Origin of the sequence: Stieleria neptunia (assembly GCF_007754155.1) — a bacterium.
Lineage (GTDB): Bacteria > Planctomycetota > Planctomycetia > Pirellulales > Pirellulaceae > Stieleria > Stieleria neptunia.
The window spans coordinates 5,026,880-5,045,290 of record NZ_CP037423.1 but is presented as its reverse complement, the minus strand read 5'-3'; the positions used below and the strand labels follow the sequence as shown (position 1 = coordinate 5,045,290).

General features: G+C 54.8%; 12 protein-coding genes and 1 pseudogene. All 13 read right to left on the bottom strand.

Annotated features, from left to right (window positions below; all coding sequences use genetic code 11):
- Positions 1 to 12: 12 nt before the first annotated feature.
- The gene (locus tag Enr13x_RS17500; protein WP_145388171.1) at positions 13 to 1,587 is read right to left on the bottom strand and encodes a sulfatase family protein; all 1,575 of its coding nucleotides are present in this window, start codon (positions 1,585 to 1,587) and stop codon (positions 13 to 15) included.
- Positions 1,588 to 1,803: 216 nt separating this feature from the next.
- The gene (locus Enr13x_RS17495) at positions 1,804 to 3,054 is read right to left on the bottom strand and encodes an alpha/beta fold hydrolase (RefSeq protein WP_197456099.1); all 1,251 of its coding nucleotides are present in this window, start codon (positions 3,052 to 3,054) and stop codon (positions 1,804 to 1,806) included.
- A gap of 351 nt (positions 3,055 to 3,405) precedes the next feature.
- Positions 3,406 to 4,158 carry a hypothetical protein gene (locus Enr13x_RS17490; RefSeq protein ID WP_145388169.1) on the bottom strand — a complete coding sequence of 251 codons (753 nt, stop codon included), beginning with the start codon at positions 4,156 to 4,158 and terminating at the stop codon, positions 3,406 to 3,408.
- A gap of 115 nt (positions 4,159 to 4,273) precedes the next feature.
- Positions 4,274 to 5,500 carry a DUF1552 domain-containing protein gene (locus Enr13x_RS17485; protein WP_449337451.1) on the bottom strand — a complete coding sequence of 409 codons (1,227 nt, stop codon included), beginning with the start codon at positions 5,498 to 5,500 and terminating at the stop codon, positions 4,274 to 4,276.
- 49 nt (positions 5,501 to 5,549) lie between these two features.
- Positions 5,550 to 7,064, bottom strand: a complete 1,515-nt coding sequence (locus tag Enr13x_RS38955; protein WP_231744353.1) for a DUF1592 domain-containing protein — start codon at positions 7,062 to 7,064, stop codon at positions 5,550 to 5,552.
- A 315-nt stretch (positions 7,065 to 7,379) separates the two neighbouring features.
- Positions 7,380 to 7,988, bottom strand: a pseudogene (locus tag Enr13x_RS39790) (DUF1587 domain-containing protein); the annotation flags it as partial.
- Positions 7,989 to 9,333: 1,345 nt separating this feature from the next.
- Complete coding sequence (locus tag Enr13x_RS17475) at positions 9,334 to 9,624, bottom strand: hypothetical protein (protein WP_145388164.1); 291 nt, start codon at positions 9,622 to 9,624, stop codon at positions 9,334 to 9,336.
- A complete protein-coding gene (gene tnpC, locus Enr13x_RS17470) occupies positions 9,624 to 11,252 on the bottom strand; it encodes an IS66 family transposase (RefSeq protein WP_145388162.1) in 1,629 nt (542 codons plus the stop codon). Before tnpC ends, Enr13x_RS17475 begins: the two co-directional genes overlap by 1 nt.
- Before the next feature lie 86 nt (positions 11,253 to 11,338).
- A complete protein-coding gene (tnpB, locus tag Enr13x_RS38025) occupies positions 11,339 to 11,701 on the bottom strand; it encodes an IS66 family insertion sequence element accessory protein TnpB (RefSeq protein ID WP_261344188.1) in 363 nt (120 codons plus the stop codon).
- Positions 11,698 to 12,876, bottom strand: coding sequence for an IS66 family insertion sequence element accessory protein TnpA (gene tnpA / locus Enr13x_RS17460; RefSeq protein ID WP_197456096.1), 1,179 nt, complete (start codon positions 12,874 to 12,876; stop codon positions 11,698 to 11,700). Before tnpA ends, tnpB begins: the two co-directional genes overlap by 4 nt.
- Before the next feature lie 4 nt (positions 12,877 to 12,880).
- Entirely contained in the window at positions 12,881 to 13,357 is a 477-nt protein-coding gene (locus Enr13x_RS17455; protein WP_145388156.1) for a hypothetical protein, read from the bottom strand.
- Positions 13,354 to 16,290: a MobF family relaxase gene (mobF, locus tag Enr13x_RS17450; protein ID WP_145388154.1), complete on the bottom strand. Its 2,937-nt coding sequence runs from the start codon at positions 16,288 to 16,290 to the stop codon at positions 13,354 to 13,356. The genes Enr13x_RS17455 and mobF overlap by 4 nt, the downstream gene beginning before the upstream one ends.
- Positions 16,291 to 17,309: 1,019 nt before the next feature.
- Entirely contained in the window at positions 17,310 to 17,666 is a 357-nt protein-coding gene (locus Enr13x_RS17445) for a hypothetical protein (RefSeq protein ID WP_145388152.1), read from the bottom strand.
- Positions 17,667 to 18,411: the final 745 nt, after the last annotated feature.

The following is an 18,411-nucleotide window of genomic DNA, read 5'->3' as shown; positions in this document are numbered from 1 at the left end:
GCTCAATGCCGGCTACTGACTTGGTTGCCATGAAGCCTCAGGCTGCCGGTAGAACCAATTTGGAAAATCAGTGCCCCGGCTTCCCGCGTCTTTGCGGTGGAGAAACTTGGTTCCCCGGTCCTGCAGAATAGGCATTTCAGTTCCGTTCGTCTCCCGCAATGCTTCAAACAGCTTCGTGTTCAATTCCGCGATCAACTCCTGATGCGCCGGATCATTGATCAGGTTGCGTTTTTCCCCGGGGTCCTTCTCCAGGTCGAACAGCTCATCAATATCCCAGACTCCGTGATACCGAATGTACTTGTATCGTTTTCCGCAGAGGGCATGCATCGTCGGTGTCTGAGGATAATTCCGCTCCCAGTAATACTCGTACAACAGGTAGTCTCTCCAATCGACATCTTTGCCCTGCAACAGCGGAAGGAATGACTCACCATCCATGTGCTCCGGTTTGTCGATCCCCGCGGCGTCCAGAAGCGTCGGCGCCACGTCAATATTGGCCACCACGTCGTCAATGGTCTGGCCGCCATCAAACTGTTTCGGGCATCTCATCACCATGGGAATCCGGATTGATGCCTCGTACGCGCAGCGTTTGTCAATCAATCCATGTTCACCGAACAGAAAGCCGTTATCTCCCAGATAGATGATAAGGGTATTGTCCAATTCGCCCCTGGACTCAAGCAGGCTCATGATTCGACCGGTGCTCTCGTCAATCGCCCGGATCGTCTCACAGTAACGTTTGTAATAGGTTTCGATGTTCAGGTTGGTGTAGTAGGCGAATTCGACGCCGTGTCGGCTGTTCCGTTGATGCTGCACCCATCGTGGAACATCGGTGAACTCTTCAGGACTTTCAAACCAACTCTTGGGACGCTCGAAAGGAGCATCCTGGTAGGAGAAGGCATGGCGGTTGGCAGGGAGAAAGTCGGCATGAACCGCTTTGTGGGACAGGTAAAGCATCCATGGCTTATCCCCCTTTCGATCCTCGAGCCACTCGCGGCTAAACCGGTCAAGGATATCGGTGACATACCCTTTCTGGGGAACACGTTTTCCGTTGACATTGAATCCGTCCCGATTGACCTGGGGGACATACCGTCCTTTCACCTTGCCTTCATTGAGATCTCCAAAATACACGCCCTGTCCTTTGAAGCTGATCCAATGATCGAAGCCCGGCTGAACGTGATCAATCATTCCGCCCATGTGCCACTTTCCGATGAAGGCCGTCTCGTAACCGGCTTCCTGCAGATACTCGGGAAAGTACCGCAGCCCCTTCGGAATCGGATTGTAGTTGTCGACTACCCGGTGATTGTGAGCATAGAGTCCGGTCAGAATTGACGCCCGGCTGGGCGAGCAAAGCGAAGTGGTGACGAAGGCGTTCTTCAGATGAGCTCCCTCCCTGGCGATCCGATCGATATGAGGAGTCTTGAGAAATGGATGGCCCACGAATCCCATCGCGTCGTAGCGTTGATCATCAGTCAGAATGACCAGGATATTCGGGCGTTTGTCATCGGCTTCGGCAGCAACACCCAATGAAAGAAACGCCACTGTTACGACGAATGCCTGGAAGAGTGGTCTCGTATGTTCTTGCAAGTTCATAGGTTTGGATTTGGATAGATGATCAATGGGAGACGCTTTTATCAGTCCATCCCTACTGCTATAGTTCGCGCCAGCCTAGATCCTGCCGCCTCTTTGTAGCAGTTCGAGAATATCTATTCGTAGGCCGGATCAAGGAGCGAAGTGCCGCAGCTCGGCAACCATTGCTGGTGGTGGTCGGGAGCTGGAAGTTTCGTCGTTCGTGGGAGTGAAACCAAGCTACAACGCGCCGAGGAAGTCGATCAACAAACGACCGGTTTGCTCGGGCTGCTCCTGCTGCACCCAATGCCCAGCACCCTCAACCATGTATGCACCGCGCATGTCGGTACAGGCAGTGTCCTGCATTCTCTCTAGAGCGCCGGGACTTTGATAGCTGCCCCAGTCGCTGGCACCCGAGATGAAGATCGACGGCTGGTCGATCGTGCGACCGGCGAAGAGCTGCTGCTCAGCGGCGCCGATACTGCCAGACCGATACCAGTTCAGACCGCCTTGGAAACCGGTGCGCGCAAACTCCTCGCTGTAGACCCGTAGCTCCGCGTCTGGCAGCCAACTGTTCGCCGCAATCTCCTTCGCTGAAGGCATGTGCTTGGCCACAGTTTCCGCCATACCGTCTGCCAGGTCCATGATGTAATAGGTAGGCATCTTGGCCATCTCAGTGGCTGTCCGCGCTTCAAGTCGGAAGGGCCGGTTGCCCGCCCAGTCCGCACTCTTGTAGTGGTAGTAGGCGCGCAGGAACGCATGGATACCTTGCGGAGCATTGCGCATGTTTTTGTCTGCACCGCGCGTTGTGTAGTATCGCTGGTAATGCTTGCGAGGACGCCGTAGCGCCGCCAGTTGGTCGAAAAGGCTCGGACCGGATGATGCCACTGGTTGTGTTGGATCATTAGCCGTGCCAGATGGTAGAGATGGAGTCCCGCTAAACGGAGCACTCATGAGTGCGACCGACTGGAATACATCTGGACGGATCACGGCGCACCAAGCAGCAATCGGCGAGCCGAAGTCGTGCCCCACCACTGTCGCAACCGACTGATGTCCAAGTGCGAAAACCAATCCGAGAGCATCCCGAACAATGTTCAGGCGCCGAAATGAGGCAAGATCACCGTCATAGTCGTCATCCCAACCGGTTGTGCGACCGTAGCCGCGCTGATCCGGGGCGAAAACGTGAAATCCCGCCTCTGCTAACGGCACCATCACGTTGCGCCAACTGTAGGCCAGCTCCGGAAAGCCGTGGAGCAGCAGGACGCCGGGTCGGTTGCGCCCTTCGTAACCGGCTTCAAGCACATGCATGCGCAGGCCGTTGACGCCGTTGACAAATCGCGAGCGCACACCGGACGGCAGCAGGCCTTCCGCGTACGCGCCCGCTTCATTCGTTTCATCGGCCGCCATGCCGGGCCTTCCGCTCATCAAGTTTGATGCCATGCCCACAGACGCTGCAAAGGTAAGCTTTTGCAGCAGTTGGCGGCGCGTCATGTTTGAATGCATAGCTGATCGTCTTCTTTTCCGGCTGTTGATTTTGCCCACTTGCCCACTATTGATCGAGCTCGACGGCATGACGGGTCATTATCGCAACGGATGCTCGTCAGTGTTCTCTCTCAAGCGCCGGCGCCGGCTTTCTCGGTTCCACGAGACGTCGCCGGTCAGGCGGACCACTAAGTATTTCCGGTGAGCGCCATCCCGGCCCCCGGTTAGCTTCCTCGGGCTGGGCGATACTAAAATCGCTAACGTCATCCGAGCGATATACGATCCGGCCTTCTGCAAGATCTAGCGTGCCTAGGAATGAAATCCCTTGAGTAGCCAGTCTTCATCGATGACTAAGCATGATCAATTCGATTCAGCTCGCTTTTCTTCCCAGGTTCTCTGATAGCCATTTGGCTTCCAGGCTGCCGCGTAATCCAGGTGATAACCCACACCTCTGAGGTCGAGACAGAATCTTTGGGCAAGGACGGTTTCTCTTTTCTTTGCAACCAGGTCATCCTTTATATGGAATGCCACACCATTGATATTGAACAGAGTTTCGTTTCCTGAGATCTCGATGGTGCCCTCGTACCACTCTCCATATTTGAGCTTTAGTGCTTTGTCTTCGACCATCACTTGTCTACCTCCTCGTTTGTCCAATATGTAGTTTTGAAATACGAGTTGGGAGCCTTCAGGTGTCATTTCTAAGCGGATCCAGCGATGCCCAAGGTCGATAAAACAGATTTTCTCTCGTACCTCTCTATCCAGTTCTAAGAACTTCACTCGAAAAGAAAAAATGTAGTCCTGCCCGCCGAGTTTGAAATGGGATCGGACAAACTCTTCTTTTCCGTATCGAGCGCCTTTAGGTGCCTCTCCATGGACCGACGGGGGAATGGTCACCATGACCCCATCTTTCACCGTGCCCTTGGTGTGTTTTCTTAGATCCATCACGGCATCGACTTCTTTCTGGTCATCGAAGTTTTTTTCGAAGATGACCTCACCTCTATTGAGCATGGTTGCCCGGAGTGACGTTCCCTTTACGTAATCGTCTGCCTTTGCGTAGCTGCCCGCTGTCACGCAACTGATTGTCATGGCTAGAAAGAGAAGACTATTGTTCATGTGATCTTGTCCTTGGATATTGTCGCGTAGCGGAACTCGTCAGAGTTTCGGCGTTGGTTGTTGCCGAAAGTCTTGACGACTTCCGCTACAGAAAAATGTGCTTGCTCAAATCCTGTTATTCAAGGCCCGTCATTGTTCCGGTGCTGGTGGCGAACGAGTCGTGCTCGATTCCCAGCCGTTGCAGTGCGTTCACGAAGAGATTTGGCAGCGGATAATTGTTCTGCTGGTCGAACGCCAAGTGTTGCCCGTGTCGGAATCCGCCTCCGGCAAACAGAACCGGCATGTTCTTGGTGTCGTGACTCGACGCGTTTCCGAGATTCGATGTCATTAGAACCATTGTCTCATCAAGCAAACCGTTGGACTTCAGCGTTCGCAGGAATCGGGCCCATTGTTCGATCATCCCTTGCTCAACCGACGCGAGTCGCTGAATGGTACCAGCATCCATTCCATGATGGCTAAGGCCGTGGTAATCCCCGGGGACGTGCAATGTGACGAATCGCGTCGAATCAGTCATCATTGCCATGCGTATGATGTCCAGGAAAATGCCTGCAACGCCTACAGTGTCCCGGGGGATGGACTCCGGCTTCTCCATGTCAACTTGAGGCTTTGGGCGGTGCGTCCAGGCCTCGTTGGCAACCATTCGCTGCTCAAGTTCGCGAACGCTGGTGAACCAGTCATCCAGCTTGTCGCGATCGCCAGTTCCCACCTTTCGTTGCAGTCGCTTCGCCTCTTCTCCGACCACATCCATGATGCTGCGACCGCGCCGAATGAGCTCAGCTTGTCGCTCACGCTCAGCTGGCGTGTCATCCACAAACAACGTCGTGAATAAACGCATCGCGTTATTCTCAGCCGGAATCATCGAGCCGTTCTGCGTATACGATGGGCTGGTTTGAGATCTGGTGTTGAGGACCAATGACGGGAATCGTGTCTCGTCACCGAGCTGCTTGGCCATCAACTGGTCCAGGGAAATCGTGTTTCGCGATGCCGATCCACGCGCGTTGGGGCAGGCCGAAAAGATGCTGCCCTCGGCAGAGTGTCCTCCGGAAACGCCCGGGTGCGAAGTGCCTGAGACGACGGTGAAGTCGTTTCGCAAATCATCCAAGCCTTCCAGATATTTAGACGGCTTGTAGTTCTTGCCGTCGGTTTCCGGCACCAGGTTGGGGTTGTGCAAGCCAAGCGCGAGGCTGACGCCAACAAATCGCTTGGCGTGCGTCCCATCGGAATCCGATGCAAACGCCGGTTTCATGGCGTCTAGCATCGGCAAGCACAGTGAAACACCCGCGCCTCGTATCAACGTACGGCGAGACAAGACACTCGGTCGCGGCAGGTTTCGGAAGTTCAATGAGTCTTTCGGCATCGTTCGTTCTCGTTGGCTGGATGAAGTATGTGGATCACTTCTTAAGGAACGGGTCGCTGGTCAGCGCGGCGCGTATCAACGTCCGTATCCCGTATTGGGATGCTTTGGAATCGGAAACGATACGATCGACGGCTGGTTCATCGCTGTAGCGAATCGGCGCGCCCGTGGCGTAGGTCAGGAATTGCTCGGCAAACCCGCGGGCAATTAGCTCTGGTTGGTTCACATAGAGCTGCTGCCATGACAGAAGTCCATCGAACGTGCCTCCGTCGGCAGTCGTTCCCGATGGATCGACCGCTGCCCCCCTACCGCCGATTCCGTAGCGATCGCGCCACACTCCGACCGGATCGAAACTCTCCAAGGCGAATCCTGGCGGGTCAATGGTCCGGTGGCAAGCATTACACGATTCATCAGCGCGATGTTTTGCTAATTGGTCGCGGATGGAGGTCGCACCACGCACGTCCGGTTCGACCGCAGGGACTCCGGGCGGTGGCGGTGGAACCCGAACGCCAAGAATCCGCTCATTGACAAACACGCCCCGCACCACCGGAGACGTCGTGGTCCCGTCGGCGGTCACTTTCAGGATAGCGCCCTGGGTGATCAAGCCGCCACGTCGACTGGCAGGCGAAAGCGAAACGGTCTGGATTCCGCGACCGGGTTTCCAACCCTCGACGTCATCGGCGACCCTGTAATGCCGTAACAGCCGCTCGTTCAGACAGGCAAAGTCTGAATCGACGAAGTGGGCGACACCCAAGTCTTCTTCGATGAGCTTGCTGACGAAGGTGCGAGTTTCCTGGAGCATTGACTCCTGAACCACAGGATCGAACGTGCGAAACTGCCTACTGTCAGGCGTTGTGAAGTCAATTTGGTTCAGATTTAACCACTGATCGGTAAAGCTGTTGATGAACTGTTTCGAGCGTGGATCATCAAGCATGCGATCGATTTGCGACGCAAGAATTTCGGTGTTCCGGAGCTTTCCTTCGCCGGCTAATCGCATCAGGGTCTCGTCCGGCATATCCGTCCACAACGCATAGCTGAGTCGCGACGCGATGGCATAGTCGTCCAGTGGTCCCGGTGACTCGACGAACGTCAGCGTCCGTGGCGAACAGAGAACGGCGCTGTAGGAAGCACGCAGGGCTTCGATGAACGATTCGTTTTCGGAGAGTAAGTCGAGACCGATCTGCTGATAGTCGGCTACTTCATCCGAAGTGACGGGGCGCCGAAACGCCTTCGATGCAAAGCGAGTCACCAACCGTTTGAGCACAACCGTCGGATCGGACTCCCAGTGTTCCTGCTTGGCATCACCGAACAGGTTCTGCGTGACTTGTTCACGATCGGCATTTGGATAGATGCGCTCCATGAGGATACCGCGGTGCGCGATTCCTGAAAAACCTTGCTCTTCATTTCTTTTGCGGTAGGCGGCCGTGTCGGGGCGCCCGCTCTGGGTGGGCGCCTTGCGGAGGGTTAGATCGTTCGGCGTCAGCTCCAAAAGATGTCCTTTGCGAATCCATGCTTCGTAGTGCAGGTCTCGCGGAGTCTCGGTCGCTTCCACGATACCAACCTTGTAGAGAATCGGTTGGGCGGAGGCACCAACCCCCGATCGCAAGGTTCCCCAGACAGTTCCACCTTTCGCCGGGTTGATTGCGCGCACATCGCGAAGTGTGATTCGATACCAGCCGTCATGCGGCACTCGGATCGAGCGCATACGTCCGAAGAAGGGCCTGAAGATTGGCCACGAAATACTCTCGCCATCTCGAGACTCGGGGCCTCGGTAGTTACGTCTCCCAATACCCTGAGACAAGAGTCTGGGTGAGAAGTCCCCAACGTCCGTATAGTCCCCTTTGAGAGCACGATCAAATGCTTCCGCCAATGCGCGGTCGGCAACGTCCAGGTATCGCGCCAATAGGTGGTGCGATAACTGTTGGCCGTCGGCGACGGTTTCAAAGCCGTGCATCGCTGTGTCCTCGGGCAGCTGATCTCGCAGCGGAAGATCAATCCCGAGTAGCGAGTGAACCGTGTGTTCGTACTCCGTCCGCGTCAAACGTCGGCCGCGGACCCTGCCTCGATCTGCAATGTCGCGCGAGTCCGATTCCATCAGTCGCCGATTGAGACCGTTTAAAAAATCGTCGGTCTCGTTTGCTTTTAAGTCCGAATCGGGCGGCATCTCTCCATCCCGGACGCGCTGGTAGACGCGCCGCCAACTTTCAAAGGCTTTGGGCTCACGGAGGTCGAACGGAAGCCCGATCAGGCTCAAGCCAGCCTCCGGCTCATCGTCACTGTGACAGTCCAAGCAATGCTGCCCAAGAAAATCGCTGATCGGTAGCGGTGGGCGTGCGAGATCCTGTTCGGCAGATTCGCTATCGATCGATTCCTTCGACCCACCGTTCTCATCACCCCTGGTTCTCCCCACGGAAGCGATGACCGTCACGGTGAGCAGGACGCAAGGAAATCCGAGTCGGCGTATCACTAAACCCATCGATTTATCCTCAGATTGATCAGATTCAACATCCATATTGCTATAGTTTGCGCCAGCCCGGATCCTGCCGCTTATTTTTTCAGATTTCGCCTGAGGGCGATGCGCATAGGCGAATCGCATCAGCCGGCGTTCAGGATTTGGCCGCAAGGCGTTGAGATATTGTTGGCTGAAACCGGCCGTCAGCTTGTCACGAACCGTTCACACGTAAGTCGCTGAGGTGCCGCGACCGCTAGCAGTTCGATTGCGAACGGAACCACTTCGGTTGCATCGACCGACCGCTGCAAGCGGTCGGGCTTCCTGCAGGCGGTGAAAGAGACCGAAGCGAGTTACCACGCCGGGACAACTGCCCTGCCGAACGCCAGTGCAGTGAAAAATGACCTGTACGGGGGCGGCGTAGAGGTCGCGGGCCGCTCCTGGTCTGTTTGGAGCAAGTCGAAGACGAGCGCAGAGGCCGCGTCATGACATTGGTTCGGTCTCGATCTCATAGTCGACCGAGAATTTGCAATTTGCCACACACGCTAGATGTTCCCACCTAGTTCCACCGGTGCCGATCGTTGGTGGATCTTGCGTCTTTCTATCGAGTTTGCGCGTCTGGAAGGGATCGAACCGCAAGGAATGGTGGCATATGGAATATGCGATGCCCGGCCGATGCCACCCGCTGGCACATGGAGCAAATGGGTTCGGCCGCGAAACGTTCACCCGTAGCGAGTGGCGGAGCCGACGGGAGATGACCAGAGCGCCGAGGAACTTCGCCCTTTTTCCGTGGCCGTAAGCGTTCTATCTGCCCAGGTGTCGCTTCGTGGCTCGGGCGGCCGGCGACTGCTTTTCACCAATCCGAAGATCCATCGGGCCATTGTGGCGAATTGACCGCGGTGGCGGTGTCGGCGTATCAACATTTCGGGATTCGTGACCAACGCAAAAACGCCGGAGACCTTGATCGCCACTGCAGTCCAAAATCACGCTTTGTGTTTGTGGCCTAACCGATGCTACCGCGGCAGCTTCAAACGTCTCCAGCACGCAGGTCATCGGCGCTGCCGCGGATACTGCGTTTTGATCTCGTTGGGATGTCTCTGAGTTCTGTTTCCGCTCGACTCCCAAGCAATCGCGCGAAGTGCGGTCAACGGATTCGATCTTTTGCTGAAAGAAAAAGAGCCGCTTGATCACACCTCGCAAGTCATGTCGGCCAGGCGTTCTTCGATCTGCCATGTGCCACGGGAGATCAAGACGCTGCCGCTTTGCCATCGCTGATCAACTACGGCCAGTCGATTCACGAAGCTGGCGATAGCTTTGCACGCCGACACATCTTCCACTTGGGCGGTTCAAATGGCAGGGAGCCGATCTGATGTCACCATAGAATGTCGAGATCGCCATCCCCGGTGCGTTGGGCGTACTCCAGGTGGTCGCACAGGTCAGCGACCGCTTCAACATCGGAACCCGCTTTGCCCTTGACGCACGAGTGGCTCAGGTCGCCGATCAGCAGGTGCAGTTCCACCCGAGTCATCCCAACTCGGCGAATCAGTTGATCCTTCGGCCAGCGACGAAGCGACGCCTCCAAACGGCCTGACACGTAGCCGTACTTCAGAATCAAGTCGCGATGTTCACGCGTCAATTGGATTCGCTCGGTCAAGTCCGACATCACGCCACCTTGGCTTCGCGCCGACGCACGCGGCGTTGCTGAGTTGTCAATCGTCGCGACGCCTGCTCGGCATCACGATACACTCGAATGCTCTCGGGATGGCGGCCTCGCCAAACATCCGGAAGCAACGCTTCGTAGTCCGTCGAGCCACCGGCAAGCTTGCGAAGGCAATCGTCCACGTAAGCCCAAGCATCGAGATGATGCCGCGCCGCCGATGATACCAAGCTGTACATCGCAGCGGCTACTTCGCCACCGCGATTGGAGCCGACGAACAACCAGTTCTGACGACCGATCGTCAGGCTCCGAAGCTCGTTCTCCGTTTCGTTGTTGTCAAACGGAATCGCTCCATCGCCTAGAAACACCGTTAACTCGTCCCACTGATTCAGCGAGTACCTGACGGCCTTGCCAAGCGAACTCTTGGGCAACACTCGCGGATCGCTGCTCTTCTCGATCAACCAGTCATGGAGTTGGTTCATCAACGGAGCCGATTCACGCTGACGAAGTTCAAGACGCTCTTCGGCACTGCACCGCTTCGCGCGATCCTCGACGTCATAAAGTCCTCGGTACATCGCAAGCGCACGCGCAGCGGCCACCGGATCGTTCGGCTTTGCTTCGACGAATTTCCTCCGCGCGTGGCAGTTACAACACGCAGCAAAGATCTGATCGTGTTTCCCCAGGTAGACTCCCTCGTGAACTCCATAAGCGTCGACCACCGCGTGGCCGTGAAAATCCCTCAAGAATCCCGCCGGACCGTCGCGCCCACGACTCTCGGTAAAGTCGAACACGTTGTACGGATGGTCTTCGCGGCCACGGTACAGCCAGAAGCGAGCCGTTCGCATCTTGCCGGGCAAGGCAGGATCTTGCAGCCGCACCGACGTGTCATCGACGCCCAGTACGCGGCCCGAAACGATTCGCGATTTCATCAAGGCGATCAGCGGTGCGACGAGTGCCGCGATGTTCACAAGCATCCCAAACTGCGTGTTTCTCGGGATCATCACGCCTGCGCGGGCGAAGATATCTTCACCTCGATACAGTGGCAAATGGTCGGCAAACTTGTTGGTGATGATTTGTGTGTAAACGCCGAAGCCATAATCACTGCCGGCAACCGGCGTGGTCGGTCCACCGGGCTCGCTGCCGGCGGGAACCTGCGTGATCGACTCTCTGCACTTGCCACAGGCACGCTTATGACGACGGATTTCCCAAACGAAGAGTTCCGCCGGAATCAGATCGAGCCGCTCGCTGATGTCCGTGCCAATGATGGGCATCTCTTCGCCACAGCAAGAACACATTCGCTCTTTGGACGAGACGTCCGCCTCGATGATTTTGCGTCTCAAGTGAGCCGGTAGTTTTTCGGACTTCTTCTTACGGCGTCGCTTCTTGCGAGACTTCGGCGGATCCTGCTCGTCATCATCGCCTTCATTGACCGACTCGCCGAGATCGAACAGATGCAACTGCGAATCGTCTTCGGCATGCCGCTCGGAGGATTGACCAAACAGTTTGCGACGGTACAGGTTCAATTCTTCGCGAAGTTGTGCGATCGTCTTCTGTTGTGACTGAACCGTTTCGACCAACTCATCATTGAATCGTTTTAGGCTCTGCAATTCGTCTTGATTTTCCGGTGCAGTCATTCGGTTGTTTTAGCGCGATCAATAAAAAACGCAAGGCAGATGACTGCCTTGCGTTTGCAATTTTCTGGAGTTCTTTTCGCTTGCCGCTACGCCACTTTGGCTGAGTCAATCGAGTAGCGTTTCCTTCGCTGTGTTCCTTCGATCTGCACACCGCGAAGCATCATGATTAGTTCCGCCGAATCGATCTCCAAGTCACCGTCGGAACTTCGCGTCAGCTTCTCAAAGGTTCCACGCTCGAGTCGCTTCGACCAGATAGAAAGACCGTCTTTGTCCCAGGCCAAGACCTTGACGTAGTCACGCCTGCGATTGAAGAAAACAAACAAGTGACCAGAGAACAGGTCGATCTGGAAGTGTGCTTTGACGAGTCCCGACAAACCGCAGAATCCTTTTCGCATGTCGGTCGCGTCGGTGCAGACGAAAATGCGTGTCGTTGGTGAGATTGCGATCACAGCGTTACCTCGACCGCAGTCGCTTGGACGATATCGGCGATCAGCTCGCGTCTCTCGACGGTGGTCGCATCCGGCGGCACTTTGACGGTCGCCCCACCGGGCAAGTCGATTTCGAAGCCTCGCCGGGCTGCGCATGAAAGCTCGCTGGCATCGAACTGCACGGGGATGAATGCCGGGTCACCGGGAGACTTTTCGTCGCGGAGTTTTCGCCGCCACTGATAGAAGGAGGCCGCCGAGTATCCTTCGACTTCGCAGAATTTTGCGACAGTCAATCCAGAGTGCTCATATCGATCGAGTCGCTCTCGCCATTGCCGGGCGAGCTGTGGGTCGGGCAATCGTGCCATGGGTTTCTCCAAAAGTGGAAAGAAACCCACCACGCTACCGCTCCCGTCAACATGGGAAGATAGAACGCTTACGCTGCCTTTGATATCAGAAGACGGGTTCTCGATATAAGTTGCGATTGCCCTCCGACCGGAATGAGTCAGTTCGAGCACCTGCCTGAGGGCGTGAATGCTAGAAACACACTCAATAAGGTCTCGCAAGTCCCAGCCACCCTTTGACCTTTGTGCAAGTCCCTCCATGACCGGTGTTAAACAAGCCTTTGCTATCTTCCTCCAGGGGCCATGCTCGCGCGAAGCATCCGTGCCGTCGAGACTGATTGGGTCGAGCGTAATGATGTCCTGTACGAACTGGTCTCTTGTGGTCCGGTTGTTTAGGTCAGCGGACAAATCCCATGCTGCACAACGGGCGTCCATTGGGTTGGTGATGATGATTGCATCCTCTGGTATCCCCCATCCGGTCAGCGGTGGAATAATAGAGTCCTCTTCTTTTTTGGGGTCAGTGATTACCGCCCTGAAGCGAAGTGGAAAAAACGGTTGCACAGGAGTGTGATCAGGAATAACGGAACCGATGTGTTCTTCCGAATCCCGCGGAAGGAGGACAGACTTTGCGAGCAACTTAAGTGCTGTGGTTTTTCCACTGCCGTTTGTGCCCATAATAAGAAAGTGCGGGCGGGTGTCGGACACGTAATCTGCGTAGGAAACTCCCTCTGGATGGAGATACCAAGACATGCGAAGTCCGTTTTCTCCATCAAGCGGGAAATAGTTCTTTCGGTCCCTATCGTTTGGCCAGATTAGCTTCGTAAATGCGGGGTGCTTAGGCTTTTCTTGTCTCATACGTTCACTTCTCAATGTCTTTTTGTGCTTGCTCGAAGGCGGCGAAAAGGATCTGACCGATGTCGTTGACGCTTGGGGACGTGCTTTTGTCTGGAAAGAGCACATGGTGATTCTGAAGGATTACATTGAAAAAGGCAAAAATGTGGTACTGAAAGTGTTCCTGTTGGCTGGCTAGTTGGCGAGCGAAACTCTCTTGCTCTTCGCCAAGCTTTTCTTGATTCTCCGCTATGTTCTCAAGTGCAGTCGCGAGGCCTTGTATCGCTCGCTCAATGCGGTCAAGTCGGTCGTTGAATTCACTGCCATCCATTTGTTGCGATTGGCTGTTGATTTCAGGTGAGGTTCCATTGACGATTCCGGTAACAAATTGTCGCAATTTGTCGCTCCGTTTGCCACCATCGGGGACGCGTTCCAGGAACGCAGCTTTGAGGTCGGGCTCGATTTTAAAGGAAATTGCCTCGTTCTTCACGAATTTTTTCTTCATATGCGAAGCCCTTCTCGCAACACGGCCCTACGTTGTTCCTCTTTGATTCGTAGCTCCTCTTTGTCGTCCAACGGCGGCTGGTTCTCGGGACATTTTGACGAAGCGAATTCCTTCTTGTGGGAGGCAGCGAGGCGTTTTGCCAGAAGCGAGTTTTCCACTTTGGTCTCGCGATGTTCGCTGGCTGCTACAATCAGCTTTTCAAGCTCTTCGATTTTCGGCGTATCGTGTTGGCGAATCGCCTCCTTGCGTTTTTCTCGAAGGCAAATCTCCATTCCAGCCTCTCTTTCCGTGGCATAGACCTTTGTCGAATGGGTGCCGCGAGAAAGCTGGACGTAGGAAAGTTCTCGATCTTGCATCCTACCGCCCGTCAGGACGTAGCTGTGCTTGTACTCCGAACCCTGCGAAAGGTGAGTCGTGAGAGCGTAACCTAGCGACACCTTGACCTTCCTCGTTCGGTCTCTTCCGAAGATGTCCGTGTGGTAGTCTCCGAAGATGTTCTTTCGGTTTTGGTCTCGTATTTCGCTTGGGAGCGTGATGAAGCGGCCGTCATCCATCTTGAGGGAGTATTCCTTGGTGAAGGGGTTCACTGCGACAACGGTTCCGGTCTGCCCGTTTCGAACTCGCTGGACGGCTTCACGCTCCTGGGTGACGAAATGCTTTGCTTTTTCAAAGAGGTAGTTGAACCCCGATTGAAACTGCCCGCTAAGGATCAGGTTCTCTCGGATGACCACCCGGTCACCTCGAAAAATGGTTTGGTTTTCGTGGTTCCTAAAGCCGACACCGATTTTTCGCTTCACGATGTTTTGGCGTTCTTTTTGGCATGCTTCGTTAACGGCGAGCCTGTCTTCGTTCGTCGAAACAAGAATCTGGTGCTCCTTAGGGCTTCGGATCCCTTTCATTTTCCACTCTTCTACGAGCTTCGTTCGGGAGTCTTCCTTCTCTTTTGAGAGTCTTAGACGGTCGCGTTCATGGAGGTTCTCAATGACGCCCCTCGCGTCACCGGCTGCGGCAAGTTTTACGAGCTCTTTATCCTCCTCGCTGACCTGCCGATAGTTTCCCGTCAGACGTGCTGCGTCCGTCGCTTGTGCAGCCAGCGAGAAGAATCCCCCGTGCCCAATCGCTTGGCACTGTTTGTCATCACCCGACCAGATAACAAGGGAACCGGCTTCAACGGCTTTTTCGTAAAGCTTGGAAAGCTGGGGAGTGTCAGTCATCCCTGCTTCATCGATTACAAGGACTGTGTTCTCGTCAAGAAAACACGGGTTGTCCAAGTGCCACCAGTCTTTTCCATTGACGGTTCTAGCAGCCATCCTTCCAAGATGCTGCACTGCATCCAACGCTCGCTTTCCGTCCGACTTTGCAAGTTCATGAAACCACTTCGAGACGGTGGTGCTCTGGATTCCTGCTTTGCTGGTTAGTTCGTCAGCAGCCTTCCCCGCAATAGCAGCACCCACCACTCGGTAGCCTGCTCTTTCAAAAGCATCTCTGGCGGTTGCAAGAAGCGTGGTCTTCCCGCTTCCAGCGTCTCCGATGAGTACCCGAGTTGCCCCGACATCACGGCCCGGTACGTTACCTATTGTGAGGTAGAGAAGAGCACTCAGGTAATCCCTGTTGTACCTGACTCCGGTCCTGTCTTCCGTGTTCCTAATCGCTTGCTCCCGTAGATCGGGACCAATTTTGTGGGAACGGTCTTTGGCGTGCTCTTCGAGCAAGCCGCACATCCGGTGCTCCAACTCAAAGTGGGTTTTGTCGGTAAGCAATCGTTCGAATTTTTCGATTCCAAGTGAGACCAGTTCACTCGGATCGTCAATGCCTTCAATTTCGGTACCGAGAATCGCTGTGTCGACCGAGGACTTGAGTTCTTGGTAGGTTCTCAACGTACCTATCGACTCATTCGCCAAGCGCTCAACGAGCTGGGATTCCCTAAATGCTCCATGCTCTTGGGTGAGAGCTGTTGAGGCTTCCTGGATTGCTTCTGATGCGTGTAATGGTTTGGTTCGCTCAAACGGAAGGTATTGTTCTGTTTGCAGCTTGGCCCACAGCGGGTTGAGCCCGCATTCGTTCAGTTCCTGTTTCCAAGTCGAATCTAATTCTTGCCGGTTTACTTCCTGCTTCTTCGTCCTGGTTTGCAGGTTTGCAAGTTGAGAACTGTGGGAACCAGCAAGCTTGTGCTCTTGCATGAAATCGTCGATTTCTTGGCTCCGCTTTGAGTAGGTTTCAATAACTGATTCCGGTACAGCGTTCAGTTCAAAGGAAAAGCGGTCTCGAACCACTTCTACACGAAGCGACTCTTGAAGTTTGGTCGCCAGTTCAAGGCGGTAGATCGCGCCAGCCGCCTTGATGTGGTCAAAGAGTGGGTTTTCGGCGAGTACCACCTTTCCATTCTGGTCCTTCTTGACGCGACCATAGAAGGTCCCTGTCGTTCCGTCTTCTCGGACACAGGCATTCGCGAGTAAGACATGGGTGTGGAGCTGCGGGTCTCCGGCTCTCGAAGTGATGTGTTCAAAGGCGGCACCAATCGCAGTCGCTCGCTCGATTTCCTGTCCACCCTTTCCTCTTCGAGTGAAGAGAGCAGCATCCTCAACGTAGGCAATGGCTGCGTTCACCGCTTCTTTCTGACAATCGCGAATGACGTTTTGGATTCCGCGATCACTTGCAGCATAGAAAACGGAGACGCTTTTCGGCGCGGAAAAGCAGAAGTCGTATCCTTGGTGTCGCGTCTTACCGGCGTTCTGGACAAGCTTCTCGCCGTTCTTGCCGAAACCTTTCATTAGATTTCGGAGTTCGTCCTTACCGACGTTCCCTTCGTATCCGAGGGCATCTGCACCGCGACCAAGGTAGTACCCTGGTGGCTCGCCGCCTTGTGTGTAGTACTGGGTCTTTGCAAGGTCCAGCCAATAGTTGGCGTTGTAGATCGTCGTAGCTGAAAGCATTCTTGGTTCTCCTAGAAGGTTTCGGTTTCGCCGCAACCTGGGCAGTTCCGCCGCCGCATCTGTTCCATGTACGCTTCTAGGTGTGCTTTCTGGATAGATTCATCAGAAAGCTGGGCTCTCTCTTCTTTCGTGAGAGAGTCGAGTTCATTGGTCGGTTTCGTGTCCTCGATTTGCGAGTTACCGCATTCGGTTCTTCGACGGGATTGCATTGGAAAGCGAGCCTGTGTGTGAGAAATTGGGCCGGGTTCGCTTTCATGTTCCGGAGTGTCGAACGTATACCCAAGGACTTTTCGGGGTATACTTCGTAATCGTTGTAAACAGTTCCAGGCAAGGCACTTAGCGGGACTGGACTCACGCCGTATACAGACCGGTATACGTCGGAAACCCAGTATTTTCCGGTACGAGAACGTTTTCGGGGATACGCCTCAGGTGCATTTGGTGTGTTGTGGAGTGGAAATGGAATGGACGAACTTGTTCGGCTGATTTCATTTTCCATGGAACACCTTAATAGCTTCGGCGGTGAGCCGAAGTTCGAGCGACGAGCGAGAACCAAAAGCCGCTTACGGCTTTTGGCATCAAGAATCCCGTAGGGAGGCCATGAGGGCCGAGTAGGGATTCTTTCGTTTTCCGGAGCTTCTTTCCCCAGAAAGAAGCGGAGCACAAACAAGTAGGCCGTATCAGGCCGTTAAGCTTGTTTTCGCAAGTACCGGCAGAAGAGTGCGAGGGAGCGGTGGTAAGGGTTCGCATAGAACCCGTGCCGCGAGCACGCACTCCCCTGTCCGGTACGCACCATGACGCCGGATGGCGTCATGGAAGGCGCGAGTTATCCACAGGTCGAAGACACGCTGGCTATGCAACATTTGGGCGCGAGGCGGAAATTTCGTCGGGTGTGATCGAATTTCCGCGTAGTCACCGCGAGCGTGAAGCTCGCTTCTCGCGTTGAATAGAGCGTTGCTCAGCGAGCTACGCGGAAAAAATAGGAAAGCCCCCGGTTGGCACCGGGGGCGGATAGGTGGCTGTTAGGCAGCTTCTTGTTTTTGGACAAGTGGGTTTTCGGCTGTCCAGGTATGGGCCAGGTCAGCGGCTTTGGCGAGGCGAAGAAGGGCGTCTCCAGAGTAGGAGTCTGAGTTCTTGACCCCGTCGTCTGTTCGGTACTTCCTGCTGAAGGTGGTTGAGTAGAACGATCCGTTCTTTGAGTCGTTCACCCAGATCGCCGCTTCGACATTTCCAACTCGGACGGTGTGGACGGGTGCTTTCTTTTCGTTTGTCATTTTCATTTCTCCAGTGTTAAGCGGGCTTCCTACTTTGAAAGCCCTTGTCTTGTTTACGGAGCGTGAAAAAGCGAGCGGAAAAGAGAGCCGGTCAAGGAGGAACACGAAGTGGCAAATCCTTTACCTGCTCTCGAGTGAGCCAAAATCACGTGCAGGAAATCAGACAGAAGGGCGTAAAGTCAGGGGGAGACCGTATTGGAGAAGTGAAAGAAGAAGAGGAAAGCAACCGTTCCATTCAAGTTGGAAGAAAGAGGCGACTGGGTGTCCGGAGAATTCGATATCGTTCTCGAAGTTATCAACCGAATCGTAAAAGAAGACCGGGGAAAGTACGTCCTCCGTATTCAGTATTGGGGACGCCCTTCTTCGCGCTGATAAGCGACCGGCAAGATGCAGGCAGCAGTAATCACGGTGACCAGATATGACGATAAGAAGCAGCCACCTATCCGCCCCCGGTGCCAACCGGGGACAAATTTTGTGGCAACCCAGTTCAGCTTAGAAGTCCAGTCAGTATTTCTATGGAAAGATTCTCGGTGCGTTGTGGGATGGGTAATGAAACGGACGAGCCGCGCTCGTCCGATTTCAGGCTCCATGGAACAAATCAATAGCTTCGGAGGTGAGCCGAAGTTCGAGCGACGAGCGAGAACCAAAAACCCGTTTTCGACTCTTGGCATCAAGAATCCCGTAGGGAGGCCATGAGGGCCGAGTAGGGATTCTTTCGTTTTCCGGAGCTTCTTTCCCCAGAAAGAAGCGGAGCACAAACAAGTGGGCCGTTTCGGGCCGTCAAGCTTGTTTTCGTTAGGGGCGAGTCATCCACAGGCAATCGGCGATCAATGGATTGCTCATTTACGGC